Origin of the sequence: Mycobacterium sp. NPDC048908, from assembly GCF_043197955.1 — a bacterium.
Taxonomy (GTDB): domain Bacteria; phylum Actinomycetota; class Actinomycetes; order Mycobacteriales; family Mycobacteriaceae; genus Mycobacterium.
Window position 1 is genome coordinate 41,575 of the sequence record NZ_JBICUE010000026.1, and the last position, 16,470, is coordinate 58,044.

The window sequence follows — 16,470 nt, forward strand, 5'->3', positions numbered from 1 at the left end:
GGCCTAGTAGTTGTTGCAGGTGTTGACGACCTGAAGGACGAGCGACGTGTACTGCCCCGCGGCCGGAATGTTCTGCACTTGCTGGATCATCTGCTCACGCTGGTCGCGTGGCGCCCCGAGGAATGAATTCAACCACCCGACCGCCACGGGGCTGCCGGTGAATTGCGCGGCATCTGCCGGCGAGTGGGCATTGAGCGCCGAGATCAGTTGGTCGTAGGTGCACGTGGTGTTCACGACCGGGCTCACATCGGGCTGCGCGGACGCGACACCGGCGCCTGCGCTGACGGCAAACGCCAGACCGACCGCGGTGACAACCGCTTTCGCCCTCCACACCATGCAGTCACGCTAGCATGCCCGCGGCCACCGCGTAGATCGTCGATTCTCGTTGAGCCAGAACAGCTCTCGCGAGCAGGGCCAAAATGTCGGTTATTGACGATTCAAGCAAATGATAAGGAAAGCGACTACCTGGGGAAAGTGGATAGACAGCAACATTTTTCGACGTCACGCCGCGAGGTGTCAGTCGTGTGTGAGCCTGCCGTCGACGCGCCGCCACAGGTGATCAGGGTTGTCGTCGGCAATTGCGCTGGGCAGCAACGTCTTCGGCACGTTCTGGTAGGCCACCGGACGCAGAAAACGCTCGATAGCGCGGGAACCGACAGAAGTCGTGCGGGGATCCGACGTGGCCGGGTAGGGGCCACCGTGCACCATGGCGTGGCCGACTTCGACACCGGTCGGCCAACCGTTGAACAGGATTCGGCCTGCCTTGAGCTCGAGCAGGGACACCAACCTGCGGGCGTCGTCGTAGTCCGTTTCGTCCGCGTGCACGGTGGCGGTCAGTTGGCCCTCGAGTTGCTCTGCGACCGCCCGCATCTCCGCGGCGTCGGCGCAACGCACGATCAGGCTGGAAGCCCCGAAGACTTCGGCCTGCAGCGCCTCGGATGACTGGAATGTCGTGGCGTCCGTCGCGAACAGGGCGGCACGGCAGGAGGTTTCGTTGTCGCCGGTGCGACCGCGCACGACCAGATCGGCTTCGGTGCTCAGCGTGTCAACGCCGGTGGCGTAGTTCGATGCGATACCGGGTGTCAGCATCGGCGTCGCAGGTGACTGCGCGACTGCGTCGCGGGCGGCACCGAGGAAGGCGTCAAGGCCGGGACCGTCGACGGCGATCACCAGGCCGGGGTTGGTGCAGAACTGGCCGCTGCCCAGTGTCAGCGAACCGACGAACGACCGGCCGAGATCCGCGCCGCGCGATGTGAGGGCGCCGTCGAGCAGGAAAACCGGGTTGATCGAACTCATCTCGGCGTATACCGGGATCGGCTCCGGGCGGCCCGCCGCCGCTGCGACAAGAGTCGTTCCGGCAGTGCGTGATCCGGTGAACCCGACCGCCTTGATCCGCGGGTCGGTCACTAGCGCGATGCCGAGTTCGGGTCCCGAGCCGAACAGCAGGGAGAACGTCCCTGCGGGTAGGCCGGCGGCGGCGACGGCGTCGGTGATCGCGTGGCCGATCAGTTCCGACGTCCCCGGGTGCGCATCGTGGCCCTTCACGACGACCGGGCAACCGGCGGCAAGCGCCGACGCGGTGTCGCCACCGGCGACGGAGAAGGCCAGCGGAAAATTGCTGGCTCCGAAGACCGCGACCGGCCCAAGCGGGATGCTGCGCTGCCGAATATCGGCGCGTGGCAGCGGCTTCCGGTCGGGAAGCGCCGGGTCGATGCGGGCATCGTTCCACCCGCCGTCGCGCAGCACGTCGGCGAACAGCCGAAGCTGACCGGTGGTGCGGCCGACCTCGCCGGTGATACGGGCTTCGGGCAGGCCGGACTCCGCGACCGCGCGGGCGATGACGTCGCCGCCGATGGCTTCGATGTTCGCCGCGATGGCCTCGAGGAAGCGAGCGCGCGGCTCCGATGGTGTCGAGCGGTACGCGGCGAACGCCGCTGCTGCCGCGGCGCAGGCGGCCTCGACATGGGACCTGTCTCCGTAGAGGTAGGCGGGCTCCATCGACTGCCCGGTCGAGGGGTTGAAGCCGCGGACCGGCGTGCCAGATCCGCGCACCGACGTGCCGGCGATCAGCATCTGACCGGTCAGCCGTGAGGTGCTGGGCACCGTTGCAGTCATGGTTATTCGGCCCTTCCCGCCTGTCGAAGTCCTCATCGGCAACGGTAGGAGCAGTTCTCACCCTTGTCCAAGTGGCGCGACAAGCGGTTTTGCCAGGTACGGCGGCGGGTATCGGAGCAAACACAACCCGCAATGTCGCCCGACGAACAGATGACGGGAAGGGCTGTCGGCGTCTCCCGAAGACTTTAATCTGGTGTCGAGCACCTCAAGACGGTCGGCGAGCAGCGAAGGAATCCAGCAGGCATGGCACCGTTGAGTACCGGCGACGGATTCGCCGATGTTGTCGTCACCGCGGTCGCATCGACGACATCGCTTGCACCAGATGCGGAAAAGACGTGGCAGTCCCTGCTCGACCGCCAGAGCGGCATTCGCGAATTGGATAAGCCATTCGTGCCGGAGTTCGAATCGCCGGTGCGCATCGGCGGTTCGCTTCAGGAGAGTTTCGACGAACACCTCAGCCGTGTCGAGCTGCGCAGGCTGGCGTTCATGCAGAAGATGTCGCTGGTCCTTGGTCGGCGGCTGTGGGAGAACGCGGGCACACCCGACGTGGACACCAAGCGGCTGATGGTCTCCATCGGCCTTGCGCTGGGCAGCACCCAGGAGATCGCCGAGCAGTACGACACGTGGAAGGAAAAGGGGCTGCGCGCGGTGTCGCCGCTCTCGGTGCAGATGTACATGCCCAACGCGCCCGCCGCCGCGGTCGGACTGGATCGCGAGGCCAAGGCCGGGATCATCTCACCGGTGATGGCCGACGCCTCGGGCGCCGCGGCCGTCGCGGAGGCGTGGCGGCAGATCGTGCTCGGGGAGGCTGACATCGCGATCTGCGGTGGGGTGGAAACTCATATCGAAGCGGTCCCCGTCGCGTCGTTCTGGCAGACGGGCCTGTTGTCCACGAGAAATGACAACCCCGAGGGAGCCTGCAGGCCGTTCGACAAGGACCGCGACGGCATGGTGCTCGCGGAGGGTGGCGCACTGCTGCTGATCGAGACCGAGGAACACGCGAAAGCGCGCGGCGCCCCCATACTGGCTCGGGTGATGGGCGCAGCCATCACGTCGGACAGCTACGACGCCGTCGACCCGGATCCCACCGGTGAGCAAGCCGCTGCGGCGATCACGCGCGCTATCGAACTGGCCGGGCTCACCGCCTCCGACATCGACCACATCAACGCCCACGCGACCGGAACGACGCACGGCGACCTGGCCGAGGCAAGGGCCATCGCCCGCGCGTTCGGCGAGCACAAGCCCGCGGTGTACGCGCCCAAAGCCGCGCTCGGCCATTCGCTTGGGGCGGCCGGGGCGGTGGAGGCGGTGCTGACCGTGCAGGCGCTGCGCGACGGCATCGTGCCGCCGACCCTCAACCTGAAAGAACTCGATCCGGACATCGAACTGGATGTCGTCAGCGGTCAAGCCGCCCGCGCGAACTACCGCTACGCCGTTGCCAACTCATTCGGAATGGGCGGCAACAACGTCGCATTGGTCTTCGGCGCCGCGTAGCACCACCGAGAAGGTCACGCCTTCGTCAGCGTGAACTGTCCCAACTCGCTGATGCCACGGTTGAAGAAGTCCGAGCATCCGGTGAGGTAGCGCATGTAGCGCTGGAAGACCTCTTCGGAGGTGGCCGCGACCGCATCGTCGTGCGCGGCTTGCAGGTTGGCCGCCCAGGTGTCAAGCGTCCGCACGTAGTGCTCGTTCAAGTACTGCGTGTCCTCCAGCGAAAACCCTGCGGCGCTGGAGTATTCGGCGATGTCCTCGTCACACGGGATGGCGCCGCCCGGGAAGATCTCCTTGGCGATGAAGCGCATGAACTTCAGATCCGACATCGTGATCGGAATACCCATGTCGGGCCAGCGCTTCAGCGGATGCCCCAGGATGGTCTGCAGCACCATCCGGCCACCGGAGGGCAGACTGCGGAAACAGGTCTCGAAGAAGGCCGCGTACCTGTCCTTGGGAAAGGCCTCGAAGGCCTCGATGCTCACGATGCGGTCGACGGATCCACTGAACTCCTCCCAGCCCTGCAGGAAGACGTTCCGCGAGCGCTCCGAAGCCATCTCGTCGAGAAGGTGCTTGCAGTAGACGCATTGGTTCTTGCTCAGCGTCAACCCGATCACGTTGACGTCGTACTTCTCGACGGCGCGTTTCATCACCGAACCCCAACCGCACCCGACGTCCAGAAGCGTCATTCCGGGTTGCAGATCGAGTTTGTCCAGCGCGAGATCGATCTTGGCCAACTGCGCCTCTTCAAGCGACATATCGTCGCGCACGAAATACGCACAACTGTAAGTCCGCGAGGGGTCCTGGAAGGTTCCGAAGAAATCGTCGGACAGGTCGTAATGTGCTTGGATATCCTCGAAACGCGGACGCAATGGCGTTGAGCTCGTGCTGCTGTTGGCCACCTGTTCTCGATCTCCTCCGGATAGATCGCTCAGCGATCGTTGACGGCTCGACCCCATTGTTCTACCCCAAGTTTCGTTTTACGGCCTAATCAACCCTTCTCGCACGTGAACTGGCAAACGTCGGTGTAGCCATTGCGGAACAGGTCCGCGCAGCCGGTCAGGTACTTCATGAAGCGCTCGTAAATCTGTTCGGACGTGATTGCGATGGCCTCGTCCTTTTTCGACTCGAGATTCGCCGCCCACGTGTCGAGGGTCCGCGCGTAGTGCGGCTGAAGGTGTTGTTCACGTGTCACGGTGTATCCGGCCTTGACCGCATGACTCTTGACCATCGACGCCAGCGGCAGCCGACCACCCGGGTAGATCTCGTCCATGATGAACTTGATGAAGCGCACGTTCGACATAGTCAGCGGAAGACCCTTGGCTTTGATCTCCTCGTCCTCCGGGATGATGATGGTGTGTAGCAACATCACCCCGTCATCGGGCAACCAGCTATACGTGTTCTTGAAATAGTCGTCGTACTTGTTGAAGCCGAAGTGCTCGAAGGCGCCGATCGAGACGATCCGATCGACCCGCCCGTCGAATTCCTCCCACGGCTGCAGCCGGACCTCCATTTTGCGTTTGCTCGTGGAGTTCGCGAACCAATGGTCCTCGATATGCCTTTTCTGGTTTTCGGACAGGGTCAAGCCGATGACGTTGACGTCGTACTTCTCGACCGCCCGCATGATCGTCGAGCCCCACCCGCAGCCGATGTCGAGCAACGTCATTCCCGGCTGAAGGCCGAGTTTGCCGAGCGCGAGATCGACTTTGGCCATCTGTGCCTGTTCGAGCGTCATGTCGTCGCGCTCGAAGTACGCACAGCTATAGGTCTGCGTCGGGTCCTGCCACAGCTTGAAGAAGTCGTTGGAGATGTCGTAGTGGAACTGGACTTCGTCCTTGTCCGAGCCGCGGGTCTGTCCCGCTGACTTGGACAGCCACTTGGACTCGGCCTTCGGGGCCGTCCTGACCTGGGTTTCATTCGAAATATCTGCCACTGTGCATCCTGTCCGGCGGTCAAAGCGGGCGTTTGATTCAGTGTCAGCTGCTTCAACACCTGTGCCGAGATTACGCCAGCTCTTCAAGATCGTTGGCACCCAACCGAAGTCGGTCGAAATTCGTGTTGACGAGCAAACTGTCCTTAGTTCTGTACGGCTTTTGCCAGGGCAACATATTTCGTCACCTCGCCGGTGTTGGCCAGTTCGCGTGCGGCCTGGTGGACGGCTCGCACGATCACCCACGCGCGGGCCCTGTCCTCGTCGAACCCGGCGGCGTCGACCAGGGTGTGGAAACGCCGCCGCACCCGGTCGCGGACGCCGCCCGCCAGCTCGTCCCAACGGTGCCACAGCATCGGCGCGAGTTCGTAGTGCGGATCTCCGTTGACCGGCCGCGGCGCGATCGCCAGCCACGGTTCGCGGTCGGCGGCGAGCACGTTGGCGTAGTGAAGGTTGCCATGAACGACGGTATCGGCCGGATGCTCGGCCAGGTCGCGGCTTAGGGCGGCGGCCTGCTCGACGAGTCGGTGCGGGAGGGGCGCGTTGCGCGGTAAGCCTTGGAACTCGGCGCGCCAGAGGTCGAGAAGCGAAGTAAGGGTAGGTAGTTGGGGGAGCGCCGCAACATGAAGCCGACGGTAGAGGCCGGCCACGACCTCGCATGCGTCGACGTCGGGCAGCGTAGCGAGGCTGTCCGGGCGCAGCCGCTCCAGCAGGAGCGCGTGCCGTCGCGGATCCGCCCGCAGCAGCCGGACCGCGCCCGCGCCGCCCCATCGCCGCAGCACCAGGTGTTCGTGCTCGGACTGCCCGCCGGGTTCGGTGATCTTCAGGACCGCTGGTACTCCCTCGGACGTCCGCACGGGCAGCACCACCGCGCCGAACCCGCTGATCGGTTCCCCGTCATCGCGCAGCTGCCACTGCGCCAACAGGTTGGTCACCGAGTGCCTACTGACCGGTCTGCTCCTCGACTTGCGACCGGATCCACTCGAGATTGGCCTGCATGTTGTGTTGCCATTCGGCGAGCCGCCTGGAGATGATTCTGGCTTCCTTGTCCGGTTGCGCGGCGATGCCCGGGGTCAACCCCGACGGTCCTGGGCCCATCCGGCCCCACTGCCGGATCAGCACGCCGTCGCTGGTGGGTTCCACCTCGAAACCCCATGTGGCGCTGACACCTTCGGGACCGATGACGTTCCAGACCCAGCGCCTTTGGTCGTCGACCTCGATGACCTCGCACACCGTCTCCCAGTCGCCGAACGCGTCGTGCTGGTTGCGGCCGCGGAACCGGGCGCCGACCTCGACGTGATCGGCGCCGTCCAGCCATTCGGTGGACTGCAGTTCGTTCGAGCACCGCTGCGACAGCGTGATGTCGGTGACGTGTCTCCACGCCGTCGCTTGATCGCACCGCACGCGCTGCGTCACTTCTATGGTGGGTTGATCACGGTAACGCACGGATGCAGCATGCCACGGTCGGAAAGCGAGGCACCCGGTGAAGGTCGGCGCGATGATCGAGCCCAGGTTGCCGGGCGCAATGGAGTTCGCGGTGGCCGCGGAGCGGCTCGGTGTCGACTCGTTGTGGACGCCGGAGGTGTGGGGCTATGACGCGCTGACCGGGCTCGCGTATGTCGCCGCCAAGACATCGACGATCAAGCTGGGAACCTTTGTGGTGCAACTGGGTTCACGCAGTCCCGCGATGCTCGCGACGTCGGCACTGAGCCTGCAGGAGTTGTCGGACGGCCGGTTCTTGCTCGGCATCGGCACCTCGGGGCCGCGGGTGATGGAGGGTTGGCACGGCGTTCGGTTCCGCAAGCCGGTCGAGACCACCAGGGAGACCATCGAGATCGTCCGGATCATCAGCCGGGGTGAGCGGCTGGAGCATCCCGGCGAGATCTACCCGCTGCCGCTGCCCGACAGCAGCGGCGCCGCGCTGAGACCGCAGATCCGGCCGAGGCACGTGCCGGTGTACGTGGCCGCGATGGGCCCGCGCAATCTGCGGCTGACCGGCGAGATGGCCGACGGCTGGCTGGGCAATGCGTTCATCCCTGAAGCGGCGGAGGTGTTCCTCGGTCCGCTGCGCGAGGGCGCGCAGGAGGCGGGCCGCACATTGGCGGACCTCGATCTGGTGGCGCCGGTGGCGGTGGAGTTCCACGACGACGAGGGGTCCGCCGAAGCCGCAGCGCGCAGGCATGCCGAGGGCTACGCGTTCACGATCGGCGCGATGGGCGCCAAGGGCCGCAACTTCTACAACGATGCGTTCACGCGGCTTGGCTATGGCCACGAGATCGCCAGGGTCGCCGAGTTGTGGCAGAAGGGCGAGCGGGACGAGGCGCGGCGGGCGGTGCCGCTCGACCTGGGTCGGCTGACGAATCTCGTCGGCACCCAAAACGGCATCGAGCAGCGACTCGACATGTACCGGGAAGCGGGGATCACCACGCTGCTGGCGAAGATCGAGGGGGACTACGAGTCACATCTCGCCACTTTGCAGCGGTTGCTGGCTGCCGTCGGCTAGATGGCCATCCGTCGGTCGGAGGTCCCGTGCCAGGCGTCGACGGCATCCTGCAGGGGCAGGCCGAGGGCGGTGCACAGTCCGACCACGGTGCCGAAGCTCGGGCTCGGCAGCCGTCCGACCTCGATCTTGCGCAGTGTCTCGGGGGAGATGCCCGCGGTGCGCGCGACCGTTTCGGGGTCGCGACCGGCCCGCGCCGTCCGCAACAGCGCGCCAAGGCGTTGCCCGGCTCGCACCTGCTCGGGGCTCAGTGGAACACGCACCATGCGGTTAGCATAGCGGTATAAAAATACCGATGCCGGACGGACGTGGAACATGATCGAACTCAAGACCGCCGCAGAGATCGACAAGATGGCGGTGACGGGTGAATTCGTCGCGCAGACGCTGGAGACGCTGTCGGCCGAGGCGCAGCCCGGGGTGAATCTGCTGCAGCTCGAGCATCACGCGCGAGACCTGGTCGCTGCGCGCGGTGCGCAGTCGTGTTACTGGGATTACGCACCGTCGTTCGGTCGCGGGCCATTCCGTAACGTCGTCTGCTTGTCGGTCAATGATGCTGTGCTGCACGGCCTTCCGCGGGATCACGTGTTGCGCGACGGCGATGTGTTGAGTCTGGACTTCGCGGTGTCGATCGACGGCTGGGTGGCCGATTCCGCGGTGACGGTCATCGTCGGAGAGGCGGCCGACGAAGCCGATGAAGCGCTGGTCGAATCGACGCAACGAGCCTTGGACGCAGCCGTCGCGGCGGCGGTGCCGGGCGGTCGACTCGGTGACATCTCCGCGGCGATCGGGGAAGTCGCCGCCGAGGCGGGGTATCGGGTCAACACGGAATTCGGCGGGCATGGCCTGGGCCGCACCATGCACGAGGATCCCCACGTCCCCAATGCGGGGCGGCGGGGTCGTGGATTGCTGCTGCGGCCCGGCATGACGCTCGCGCTCGAGCCGTGGTGGGCGCGGGGCAGCAATCGCTTGGTGATGGACGCCGACGGGTGGACGCTGCGCTCGGCGGACGGATCGAACACGGCGCACTCCGAGCACACCATCGCGATCACGGACGCCGGCCCGCGCATCCTCACGGCTCAGAGGTCACCGAGATCGTCGGGCACGTCGACGGCATGCTCCCGAAGGGCGTCCAACGGCACCACATCCAGCGTGCGCTCGTGGGTGCAGGCGAGCACCACCGGAGCGGCGCATCCCGCCTGATATGCGCGCAGCCAATTGGCCGCGGTGACGCACCAACGGTCACCGGGCAGAAGGCCGGGAAAGCGGAACTCGGGTCGCGGCGTCGAAAGGTCGTTGCCGATCGACCGCTGGTGTTCCAGGAACTCCGCCGTCACCACGGCGCAGATCGTGTGCCTGCCGATGTCCTCCGGACCCGTCGAGCAGCAGCCGTCGCGGTAGAACCCGGTCATCGGCTCTGTGCCGCACGGCTCGAGCGGCTCCCCGAGCACACTTCGCTCCACTGGGCCCGATTACCGTTGGCGACCGGTCCTGCCGTCCTCGTGGACGAGGACGGCGATGTCGCGATTCCACGCGTTGTAGCGCGCGTGCCGCAAGCCGCCGCGCACCAGCGCGACCGCCAGCGCGACTGCGCCAGCCGCAGCCAACCAGAGTCCGACCGCAGCCACGATGGCGTCGGCGCCTGCCTGCCAGGGCTGGGCGGGCGGGCTGACCTGTCGGCCGTCGTTGTCGACCCAGATGTCAACGGGCGAACCGTCTTTCACGGGAGTGCGGTGGGTGACCAAACCGGCGTTCTCGACATCTCCCGCCTGCCAGCGGGCGTGCACCCGCGCGGGGACACCGCGCGGGTCGGGCTTGCTGTCGGCGGTCGCGGCGCCGGCGACCCGGTGCCGGTCGAGCTTCTGCGCGGCGTACATCTTGGCGTGTTCATCGTGTACGGCTGTGCCGACCGCGCCTGCGAAGGGAATGACGGCCAGCAACGCGACCACGGCCACGGCCAGCACAGCGACCTCGACGCGATCAGAGGAGCGAACCAGAGGATTGCGGCCGCGAGCTTGAGCGAGGCGCCACCGCCACCATGCCACTGTCAGCCACTGCATGACACACCCTCCTCGGTCAGTCGCGCACCGAGGTGTGGATAGACCAGACTGGGAAACTCAAACCCGACCCGCGCCGCCCCTGTGAGACGTGGACGTTTTGATCTTAGCGTTGACTAACTTCGAATTGGCCTGTATATGACGAGCGCCACGACTTTCTGGCAAACGTGATGTAGCTTCAAACGGCACAGCGGGGACAGCCGCTGCCTAGGAGTAAGCGGTGGATGCGACACCATTCGGGCACTATCAGTTGCAACAGCTGATCGGCCGGGGCGGTATGGGAGAGGTCTACCGGGCCTATGACACCAAGACCGACCGGATTGTCGCGCTCAAGGTACTCCCACATCACCTGGCCGAAGACGCCACGTTTCAGCAGCGGTTTCGCCGCGAATCGCAGGCCGCGGCAGGGTTGAACGACCCGCACGTGGTGCCGATCCACGGTTACGGCGAGATCGACGGCAGGCTCTATCTGGACATGCGGCTGATCGAGGGCCGCAACCTCGGGACCATGCTCGAGGACGCCGAGGGTGAACCGCTCGGTGCGGCGTTCGCGGTCAACGTCGTCGAGCAGGTGGCGACGGCGCTGGATGCCGCGCACGGGGCCGGCCTGATCCACCGCGACGTCAAACCGTCGAACATCCTGATCACCGACCGCGAGTTCGTGTACCTGATCGACTTCGGGCTGGCCCGCACGGCGGGGGAGAAGGGTCTGACCACGGCGGGCAACACGCTCGGCACGCTGGCTTACATGGCACCGGAGCGGTTCGAGGGCGCCCAGATCGATCCGCGCTCGGACATCTACGCGCTGACGTGTGTGCTGTACGAGTGCATCACCGGCGCGCGGCCGTATCCCGCCGAGAGCTACGAGCAGCAGATCAAGGGTCACATGGTGTCGCCGCCGCCGAAGCCGTCGGCACTCGACCCCGCGTTGTCGGCGTTCGACGGCGTGATCGCCAAGGGGATGGCCAAGAAGCCGGAGAAGCGGTATCAGACCGCGGGCGAGTTGGCGGCGGCGACGCGGCGCGCGTTGGAGACGCCGGTGCGGTCGTCCGGACGCTCGGGCAGGCATTCCAAACAACGGTCGGCGGGAGGCATGTCGCGACGCGTGTTGGTGATCGCCGCCGCGGTGGTGTTGGTCGCCGCGCTGGCCACGTTCGGGGTGCGGCAGTGGACCGGTTCGCGCGGCGGTGACGCCCGGCCCGCCGGCGTTGCGGAGAGTTCGGCGACTCCGACACCGGTATCCGGTGCGGTGCCGGAGATCGCGGCGATGGTGCCCGACGCGATCAAGTCGACAGGCCGGTTGGTGATCGGCGTCAACGTCCCCTACTCGCCAAATGAATTCAAGGACTCGATGGGTCAGATCGTCGGCTTCGACGTGGACCTGATGAACGCGGTCGCCAAGACGTTGGGGTTGACGCCCGACTATCGCGAGACGGGCTTCGAAGCCATCATTCCGTCCATCCGCGCCGGCGATTTCAACGTCGGGATGTCGTCGTTCACCGACACGAAGGATCGCGAAAGATCCGCGGATTTCGTCACCTACTTCCAGGCGGGCACATTGTGGGCGCAGAAGGTCGGCGCCGGGGTGGACCCGAGCAATGCGTGCGGCCTTCGGATCGGCGTGCAATACGCGACGATCCAGGAGACCGAGGAGATCCCGTCGAAGAGTCAGGTTTGCACGGAGGCGGGCAGCGCGGCGATCGAGAAGGTGGTCTACGTCAGCCAGGACGACTTGAATTCAGCCTTGATCGCCGGGGAAGTCGACGCGATGTCGGCGGATTCGCCCGCGACGGGCTTCGCGGTCAAGACGTCGGGCGGCGTGCTCGAGCCGGCGGGTGAAATCTTCGACACCGCACCGTACGGCTGGCCGGTGGCCAAGGATTCAGGGCTCGCCGAAGCGCTGAAGCGGGCATTGCAGCACCTGATCGAAACGGGCGAGTATCGGACGATCGCAACGATGTGGGGTGTGGAGAAGGGCATGATCACGTCACCGATGATCAACGAGGCGGTTCGCTGACCGACGCCCACGTGTAGATTGGATGGCAGGCCGCTGTTCGCCCGACACTGAAAAGCCTGCGGGCCGAACCCACTTTGGTTAAGGACCTGGCTATGGAATCCTCAGATTTGTTCTCGCATCCCCATATACCCGAACCTATTTCGAATGCCTCCGGTTCCGACGAACCGGTGCAAGTTCCCGTTTTCTCGGACCGACCTCGAAACGATTCGACTGCTGATACGCCGCCGTCGGCATGAACGGCTTGACCGGGACGCGACGGTTGGCCCGTCCCATCAGGCTGGCGCTCGCGCAGCAGTTGGGCGCTGACATCGATGGGGCGTGGTGGCCGTATACGGCGTCGCTGGCAGATGAACTGCCCCCGCTCATCGGTGCGTTGCACAAACCGCTCGGCGAAATCGTCGACATCTGCGTCAACTGGTCCGCCATGCAGGGTCCGCGGGAACTCTACGAGAGTGTTTCCGGTCCGCGGACGGCCCGCGTCGGTCATCCGGGACGTCAACGCCTGATGGTGGTCGAGGGTCGGCGTGGCTGTGCGAATCTGCTTGTGGTGCCGCATATGACATCGCAGCCGCTCGGCGTCATGGTGATGCGATGCGCGGCCGCGAAGCCGTTCTCGAGCACCGAACGTGCTACCGAACTTTTCCAGATCGCCGAGTGCGTCATGCATGCGGCGCAACTCGAAAGCGCTTCCTGGACAACGCGTATGCGCGCCGACGTCGTTCCGTCTCAACAAGTTTAGAAACGGCAATGGGCTGGCACGGGGTTATCCGTACCAGCCCACCGTCAGGTCTTGGTCGCTCACACGGCGGAGACGCGGACCGCCTGGGGGCCTTTGGCTCCCTGCTCGACCTCGAATTGGACACGCTGGTTTTCCTCGAGGGTGCGGAAGCCGCTGCCCTGGATCTCGGAAAAGTGCACGAAGACATCCTTCGCGCCGTCGTCAGGCGTGATGAAGCCGAAGCCCTTGTCGCCGTTGAACCACTTCACAGTTCCCTGTGCCATTTACTTACTTCTCTCATTTCAATGCGGATGTACCTAAAACATCCGCGCATCACGGTAGCAGGGCACGCTCATACGGCGCTGCGTTGTGAACTTCGGGCGCCACGGCCCCGTCGGCGGCGCGTCGGCCCCGACTGGCGGGGTTGCGCGGGGCGCGCGGCGGACACGGCCTGCGGCGCGGGGGCGCGGTAGGGCGCGCGGTCACCGGCCACGGCGTCCACGGCGGCCGATTCGGCGGTCACCTCTTGGGGGGTGACGCGGATGCCGGCACGGCGCAGTAGGGCCTGCGTCTCGCGGCGTTGCTCGGGCAGCACGACGGTCACGACATCGCCGGAGTTTCCTGCCCGCGCCGTCCGGCCGGACCGGTGCAGATAAGCCTTGTGCTCGGCGGGCGGGTCGATGTGCACGACCAATTCGATTCCGTCGACGTGCACGCCGCGCGCGGCGATGTCCGTGGCCACCAGGACGCGGACGTCACCCGTGGAGAACGCGGCGAGGTTGCGATCTCGTGCCGGCTGAGAAAGGTTGCCGTGCAAGTCAACTGCGGGCACGCCGGAATCGGTGAGCTGCTTGGCGAGCTTGCGCGCCTGATGTTTGGTGCGCATGAACAGGATTCGGCGTTCGGTACCCGAGGCCAACCGGTGCACCAACTCCTTTTTCGCCTGCACCCCGGCGACATGGAACACGTGGTGCGTCATCGCGGGTACCGCAGCGGTAGCGCTGTCGACGGAATGCAACACCTCGTCACGCAGGAATCGCTTCACGAGTTTGTCGACACCGTTGTCCAGGGTGGCGGAGAACAACAGTCGCTGGCCGCCGCGGGGCGTCGCCGCCAGAATGCGCGTCACGCCGGGGAGGAAGCCGAGATCGGCCATGTGGTCGGCTTCGTCGATGACGGTGATCTGGACCGATTCGAGGCTGATCAAGCGTTGCTTCATCAGGTCCTCGAGCCGGCCGGGACAGGCCACCACGATGTCGACGCCCGCCTTCAACGCCGCTACCTGCCTGCCCTGCGGCACACCGCCGAAAATGGTGGTCACCCGCAGGTGATGGGCCGCGGCCAGCGGTTCGAGTGTCGCGGTGATCTGGCTGGCCAGTTCGCGGGTCGGTGCGAGAACCAAGCCCGACGGCTGTGACGAACGTCGCTTCTGGCCGGCAAGCCTGCTGACCAAAGGAATCGAGAAGGCGAGCGTCTTACCGCTGCCGGTCTTGCCCCTGCCAAGCACGTCACGCCCGGCGAGAGTGTCGGGCAGCGTCTGGATTTGTATCGGGAATGGTTCGGTGATGCCTTGCTCAGCGAGCGCGCCGATCAGTGCTTCGGGCACGCCGAGTTCGGCAAAGGTGTTGTGAGTACTAATTTTTCAGTCTTTCGGTCAGCACAAAGTGGCGAGATTACCGGTGGGCAAAATCGATCGCCGCGTTACGAATCGCGCTAACGAGCGCGGGGGAGAAGAAGCGTTTCACGACGCATCAGCCATCTAGTCGAACAGCCGACGTTGACACCAGCATATCAGGTGGTGGGCAACGCTTTGACCGGTGCACGTGCGGGTACACCAGCGACCATCATCGTCGATCGTCAGGAATTCGTTGTGAGTGACACCAACCAGCGCCAGCTAGGGACGTCGGACAGCCCCATTGAAGACGCGCTGGAAAAAGCATTCGGCCGCATGATCGACGAAGGCACGCAGCGCCTGCACCGCACGTGGCGAGAGGTGTTGGTGACCGGCTTCTTCGGCGGCACCGAGGTGGCGATGGGGGTGTTGGCGTATCTGTCCGTACTGCGGGCCACCCACGACCCGTTGCTCGCCGGGCTCGCGTTCTCGATCGGATTCCTGGCGTTGATGTTGGGCCGTAGCGAGCTGTTCACCGAAGGCTTCCTGGTGCCCGTCACCACGGTGGTCGCCAAGCGCGCCAGCTTCCGGCAGATGCTCAAGCTGTGGGCGGGCACGCTGCTCGCGAACCTCGCAGGCGGATGGGTGCTGATGTGGCTGATCATGATCGCGTTCCCGCAGTTGCACGGGCAGGTCGTGGAGTCAGCGGGGCACTTCGCGACCGCACCGATGACGGTGCAGAACGTCGTGCTGGCGGTGCTGGGCGGGATGGTCATCACGTTGATGACCCGGATGCAACACGGCACCGACGCGGTGATCGGCAAGATCGCGGCGGCCATCGCCGCGGCCTTCCTGCTGGCCGGGCTGCAGCTGTTCCACTCGGTGCTCGACTCGCTGTTGATCTTCGGCGCGCTGGTCACCGGCGACGCGCCGTTCGGCTATCTGGACTGGCTGGCATGGTTCGGCTACACCGTGGTCGGAAACATGGTCGGCGGGCTGGTACTGGTGACGCTGCTGCGCCTGCTGCGGAGTAAGGATCGCCTCGAGCAGGAGCGGGTCGCCGCCGAGAACTAGTCGAAGGTCACCCGCACGTGCTGAGATTCCTTGGCGCGCTCGGCTTTTGCGCGTCGCGCGTAGGTCTTGCGATCGGCGCGCGTCAACTCGACGTTGTCCGTGAATTGTGTCAGCAAGGCGCGCGGATGCAACCGGTCCACCCGCACCACGTTGACTTCGGCGCACACCACCAACGTCACCGACACCAGGAACAGGAAGGCGAGCATGCCGAGCACCAATGCGAACACGCTGTTGGTCGCGCTCGCGGTCTTCACCGTATGCGAGACGTAGCCTGCGCCGAACCATTGCAGCAGCTGCCAGATCACCGCGGCGGCCAGTGCGCCGGGCAGCACTTGCGTCCAGCCGAGACGGCGGGCCGTGGTGACCTTGAACAGCACCATGCAAATTGCGGCGTTGATGACCACCGCAATGACGACGAGCCCCGCGGTGCCGACTATGCCGAAGGAGTCGGTCACATGGCCGATCGACGAAATCGCGGTTGCGGCAATCGCCGCCGAGCCGAGCACCACCAACATCAGCAGACTCCGCAGCCGCGACCGGATCGGATCGGGCCGTTTGTGGCGCGGCACGGCCCACACCGAGTCCATCGCGTTCTGGATCGCTTGGCCCACCCCCAGCCCTCCGTACAGCGCTCCCGCGATGCCGACGACAACGGCGCCGACGCCGCCGCTGAGCGCCTCCGGTTCCTGTAACTGGTCGCCGATGACGGGGAACTGGCGCAGCGCCGAACTGAGCAGCTGGTGCTGTAACTCCGGGTGGCCGACGAGGATGACGCCCAATGTGGTGGTCGACAGCAGCAGTAGGGGGAACAACGAGACGAAGGCGTAGTAGGTGATCAGGGCGGCGAGGTAGCCGCCCTGATCGTCGAGATATTTGTAGAGCACGGCAATGGCGAAGCCGACCGCGCGACTGTGCTGCTGTAGGCGATCCAGCCAGCGGACCATCACTTCACCTCGATG

General features: G+C 65.5%; 17 protein-coding genes and 1 pseudogene. 6 read left to right on the forward strand and 12 right to left on the reverse strand.

From position 1 onward, the window contains the following. Nucleotides 1–3: 3 nt before the first annotated feature. A complete protein-coding gene (locus ACGFK1_RS32280) occupies nt 4–336 on the reverse strand; it encodes a hemophore-related protein (RefSeq protein ID WP_393439666.1) in 333 nt (110 codons plus the stop codon). A 180-nt stretch (nt 337–516) separates the two neighbouring features. Then, entirely contained in the window at nt 517–2,115 is a 1,599-nt protein-coding gene (locus ACGFK1_RS32285) for an aldehyde dehydrogenase (NADP(+)) (protein ID WP_393439669.1), read from the reverse strand. Nucleotides 2,116–2,358: 243 nt separating this feature from the next. Here ACGFK1_RS32285 and ACGFK1_RS32290 point away from each other — a divergent pair, with 243 nt between their 5' ends. Continuing rightward, nucleotides 2,359–3,609 carry a KasA/KasB family beta-ketoacyl-ACP synthase gene (locus ACGFK1_RS32290; RefSeq protein ID WP_393439672.1) on the forward strand — a complete coding sequence of 417 codons (1,251 nt, stop codon included), beginning with the start codon at nt 2,359–2,361 and terminating at the stop codon, nt 3,607–3,609. Between the two features lie 14 nt (nt 3,610–3,623). On the opposite strand, the gene ACGFK1_RS32295 is transcribed toward ACGFK1_RS32290, so the two are convergent. The 4 genes from ACGFK1_RS32295 to ACGFK1_RS32310 form a co-directional block, all read right to left on the reverse strand. Then, complete coding sequence (locus ACGFK1_RS32295; RefSeq protein WP_393439675.1) at nt 3,624–4,508, reverse strand: cyclopropane mycolic acid synthase family methyltransferase; 885 nt, start codon at nt 4,506–4,508, stop codon at nt 3,624–3,626. A gap of 89 nt (nt 4,509–4,597) precedes the next feature. Continuing rightward, complete coding sequence (locus ACGFK1_RS32300) at nt 4,598–5,530, reverse strand: cyclopropane mycolic acid synthase family methyltransferase (protein WP_393439740.1); 933 nt, start codon at nt 5,528–5,530, stop codon at nt 4,598–4,600. A gap of 152 nt (nt 5,531–5,682) precedes the next feature. After that, nucleotides 5,683–6,471, reverse strand: a complete 789-nt coding sequence (locus ACGFK1_RS32305; RefSeq protein ID WP_393439678.1) for an aminoglycoside phosphotransferase family protein — start codon at nt 6,469–6,471, stop codon at nt 5,683–5,685. A 7-nt stretch (nt 6,472–6,478) separates the two neighbouring features. Next, on the reverse strand, nt 6,479–6,982 hold the full coding sequence (locus ACGFK1_RS32310) for an SRPBCC family protein (RefSeq protein WP_393439681.1): 504 nt from the start codon (nt 6,980–6,982) through the stop codon (nt 6,479–6,481). 52 nt (nt 6,983–7,034) lie between these two features. Here ACGFK1_RS32310 and ACGFK1_RS32315 point away from each other — a divergent pair, with 52 nt between their 5' ends. After that, nucleotides 7,035–8,039, forward strand: a complete 1,005-nt coding sequence (locus ACGFK1_RS32315) for an LLM class flavin-dependent oxidoreductase (RefSeq protein ID WP_393439684.1) — start codon at nt 7,035–7,037, stop codon at nt 8,037–8,039. Here ACGFK1_RS32315 and ACGFK1_RS32320 read toward each other — a convergent pair. Beyond that, nucleotides 8,036–8,302: a helix-turn-helix domain-containing protein gene (locus tag ACGFK1_RS32320; protein WP_393439687.1), complete on the reverse strand. Its 267-nt coding sequence runs from the start codon at nt 8,300–8,302 to the stop codon at nt 8,036–8,038. The two genes, ACGFK1_RS32315 and ACGFK1_RS32320, sit on opposite strands and share 4 nt — an antisense overlap. 49 nt (nt 8,303–8,351) lie before the next feature. On the opposite strand from ACGFK1_RS32320, the pseudogene map reads away from it, so the two are divergent. After that, nucleotides 8,352–9,113: pseudogene (gene map, locus ACGFK1_RS32325) on the forward strand (type I methionyl aminopeptidase); the annotation flags it as partial. Here the strand turns inward: map and ACGFK1_RS32330 are convergent. Beyond that, a complete protein-coding gene (locus tag ACGFK1_RS32330; protein WP_393439743.1) occupies nt 9,113–9,445 on the reverse strand; it encodes a DUF2237 family protein in 333 nt (110 codons plus the stop codon). The pseudogene map and the gene ACGFK1_RS32330 sit on opposite strands and share 1 nt — an antisense overlap. 60 nt (nt 9,446–9,505) lie before the next feature. Further along, entirely contained in the window at nt 9,506–10,093 is a 588-nt protein-coding gene (locus ACGFK1_RS32335) for a hypothetical protein (protein ID WP_393439690.1), read from the reverse strand. 217 nt (nt 10,094–10,310) lie between these two features. Here ACGFK1_RS32335 and ACGFK1_RS32340 point away from each other — a divergent pair, with 217 nt between their 5' ends. Together ACGFK1_RS32340 and ACGFK1_RS32345 are read left to right on the forward strand one after the other, a co-directional pair. Beyond that, on the forward strand, nt 10,311–12,107 hold the full coding sequence (locus ACGFK1_RS32340; protein WP_393439693.1) for a bifunctional serine/threonine-protein kinase/transporter substrate-binding domain-containing protein: 1,797 nt from the start codon (nt 10,311–10,313) through the stop codon (nt 12,105–12,107). A 232-nt stretch (nt 12,108–12,339) separates the two neighbouring features. Further along, a complete protein-coding gene (locus ACGFK1_RS32345) occupies nt 12,340–12,846 on the forward strand; it encodes a DUF5994 family protein (protein WP_393439696.1) in 507 nt (168 codons plus the stop codon). 59 nt (nt 12,847–12,905) lie between these two features. On the opposite strand, the gene ACGFK1_RS32350 is transcribed toward ACGFK1_RS32345, so the two are convergent. Together ACGFK1_RS32350 and ACGFK1_RS32355 are read right to left on the reverse strand one after the other, a co-directional pair. Continuing rightward, nucleotides 12,906–13,109, reverse strand: a complete 204-nt coding sequence (locus ACGFK1_RS32350) for a cold-shock protein (protein ID WP_393439698.1) — start codon at nt 13,107–13,109, stop codon at nt 12,906–12,908. Nucleotides 13,110–13,177: 68 nt separating this feature from the next. After that, a complete protein-coding gene (locus ACGFK1_RS32355; RefSeq protein ID WP_393439746.1) occupies nt 13,178–14,464 on the reverse strand; it encodes a DEAD/DEAH box helicase in 1,287 nt (428 codons plus the stop codon). A 231-nt stretch (nt 14,465–14,695) separates the two neighbouring features. Here ACGFK1_RS32355 and ACGFK1_RS32360 point away from each other — a divergent pair, with 231 nt between their 5' ends. Then, the gene (locus tag ACGFK1_RS32360; RefSeq protein WP_393439701.1) at nt 14,696–15,511 is read left to right on the forward strand and encodes a formate/nitrite transporter family protein; all 816 of its coding nucleotides are present in this window, start codon (nt 14,696–14,698) and stop codon (nt 15,509–15,511) included. Here ACGFK1_RS32360 and ACGFK1_RS32365 read toward each other — a convergent pair. After that, on the reverse strand, nt 15,508–16,455 hold the full coding sequence (locus ACGFK1_RS32365) for a YihY/virulence factor BrkB family protein (RefSeq protein ID WP_393439704.1): 948 nt from the start codon (nt 16,453–16,455) through the stop codon (nt 15,508–15,510). The two genes, ACGFK1_RS32360 and ACGFK1_RS32365, sit on opposite strands and share 4 nt — an antisense overlap. Between the last annotated feature and the right edge of the window lie 15 nt (nt 16,456–16,470).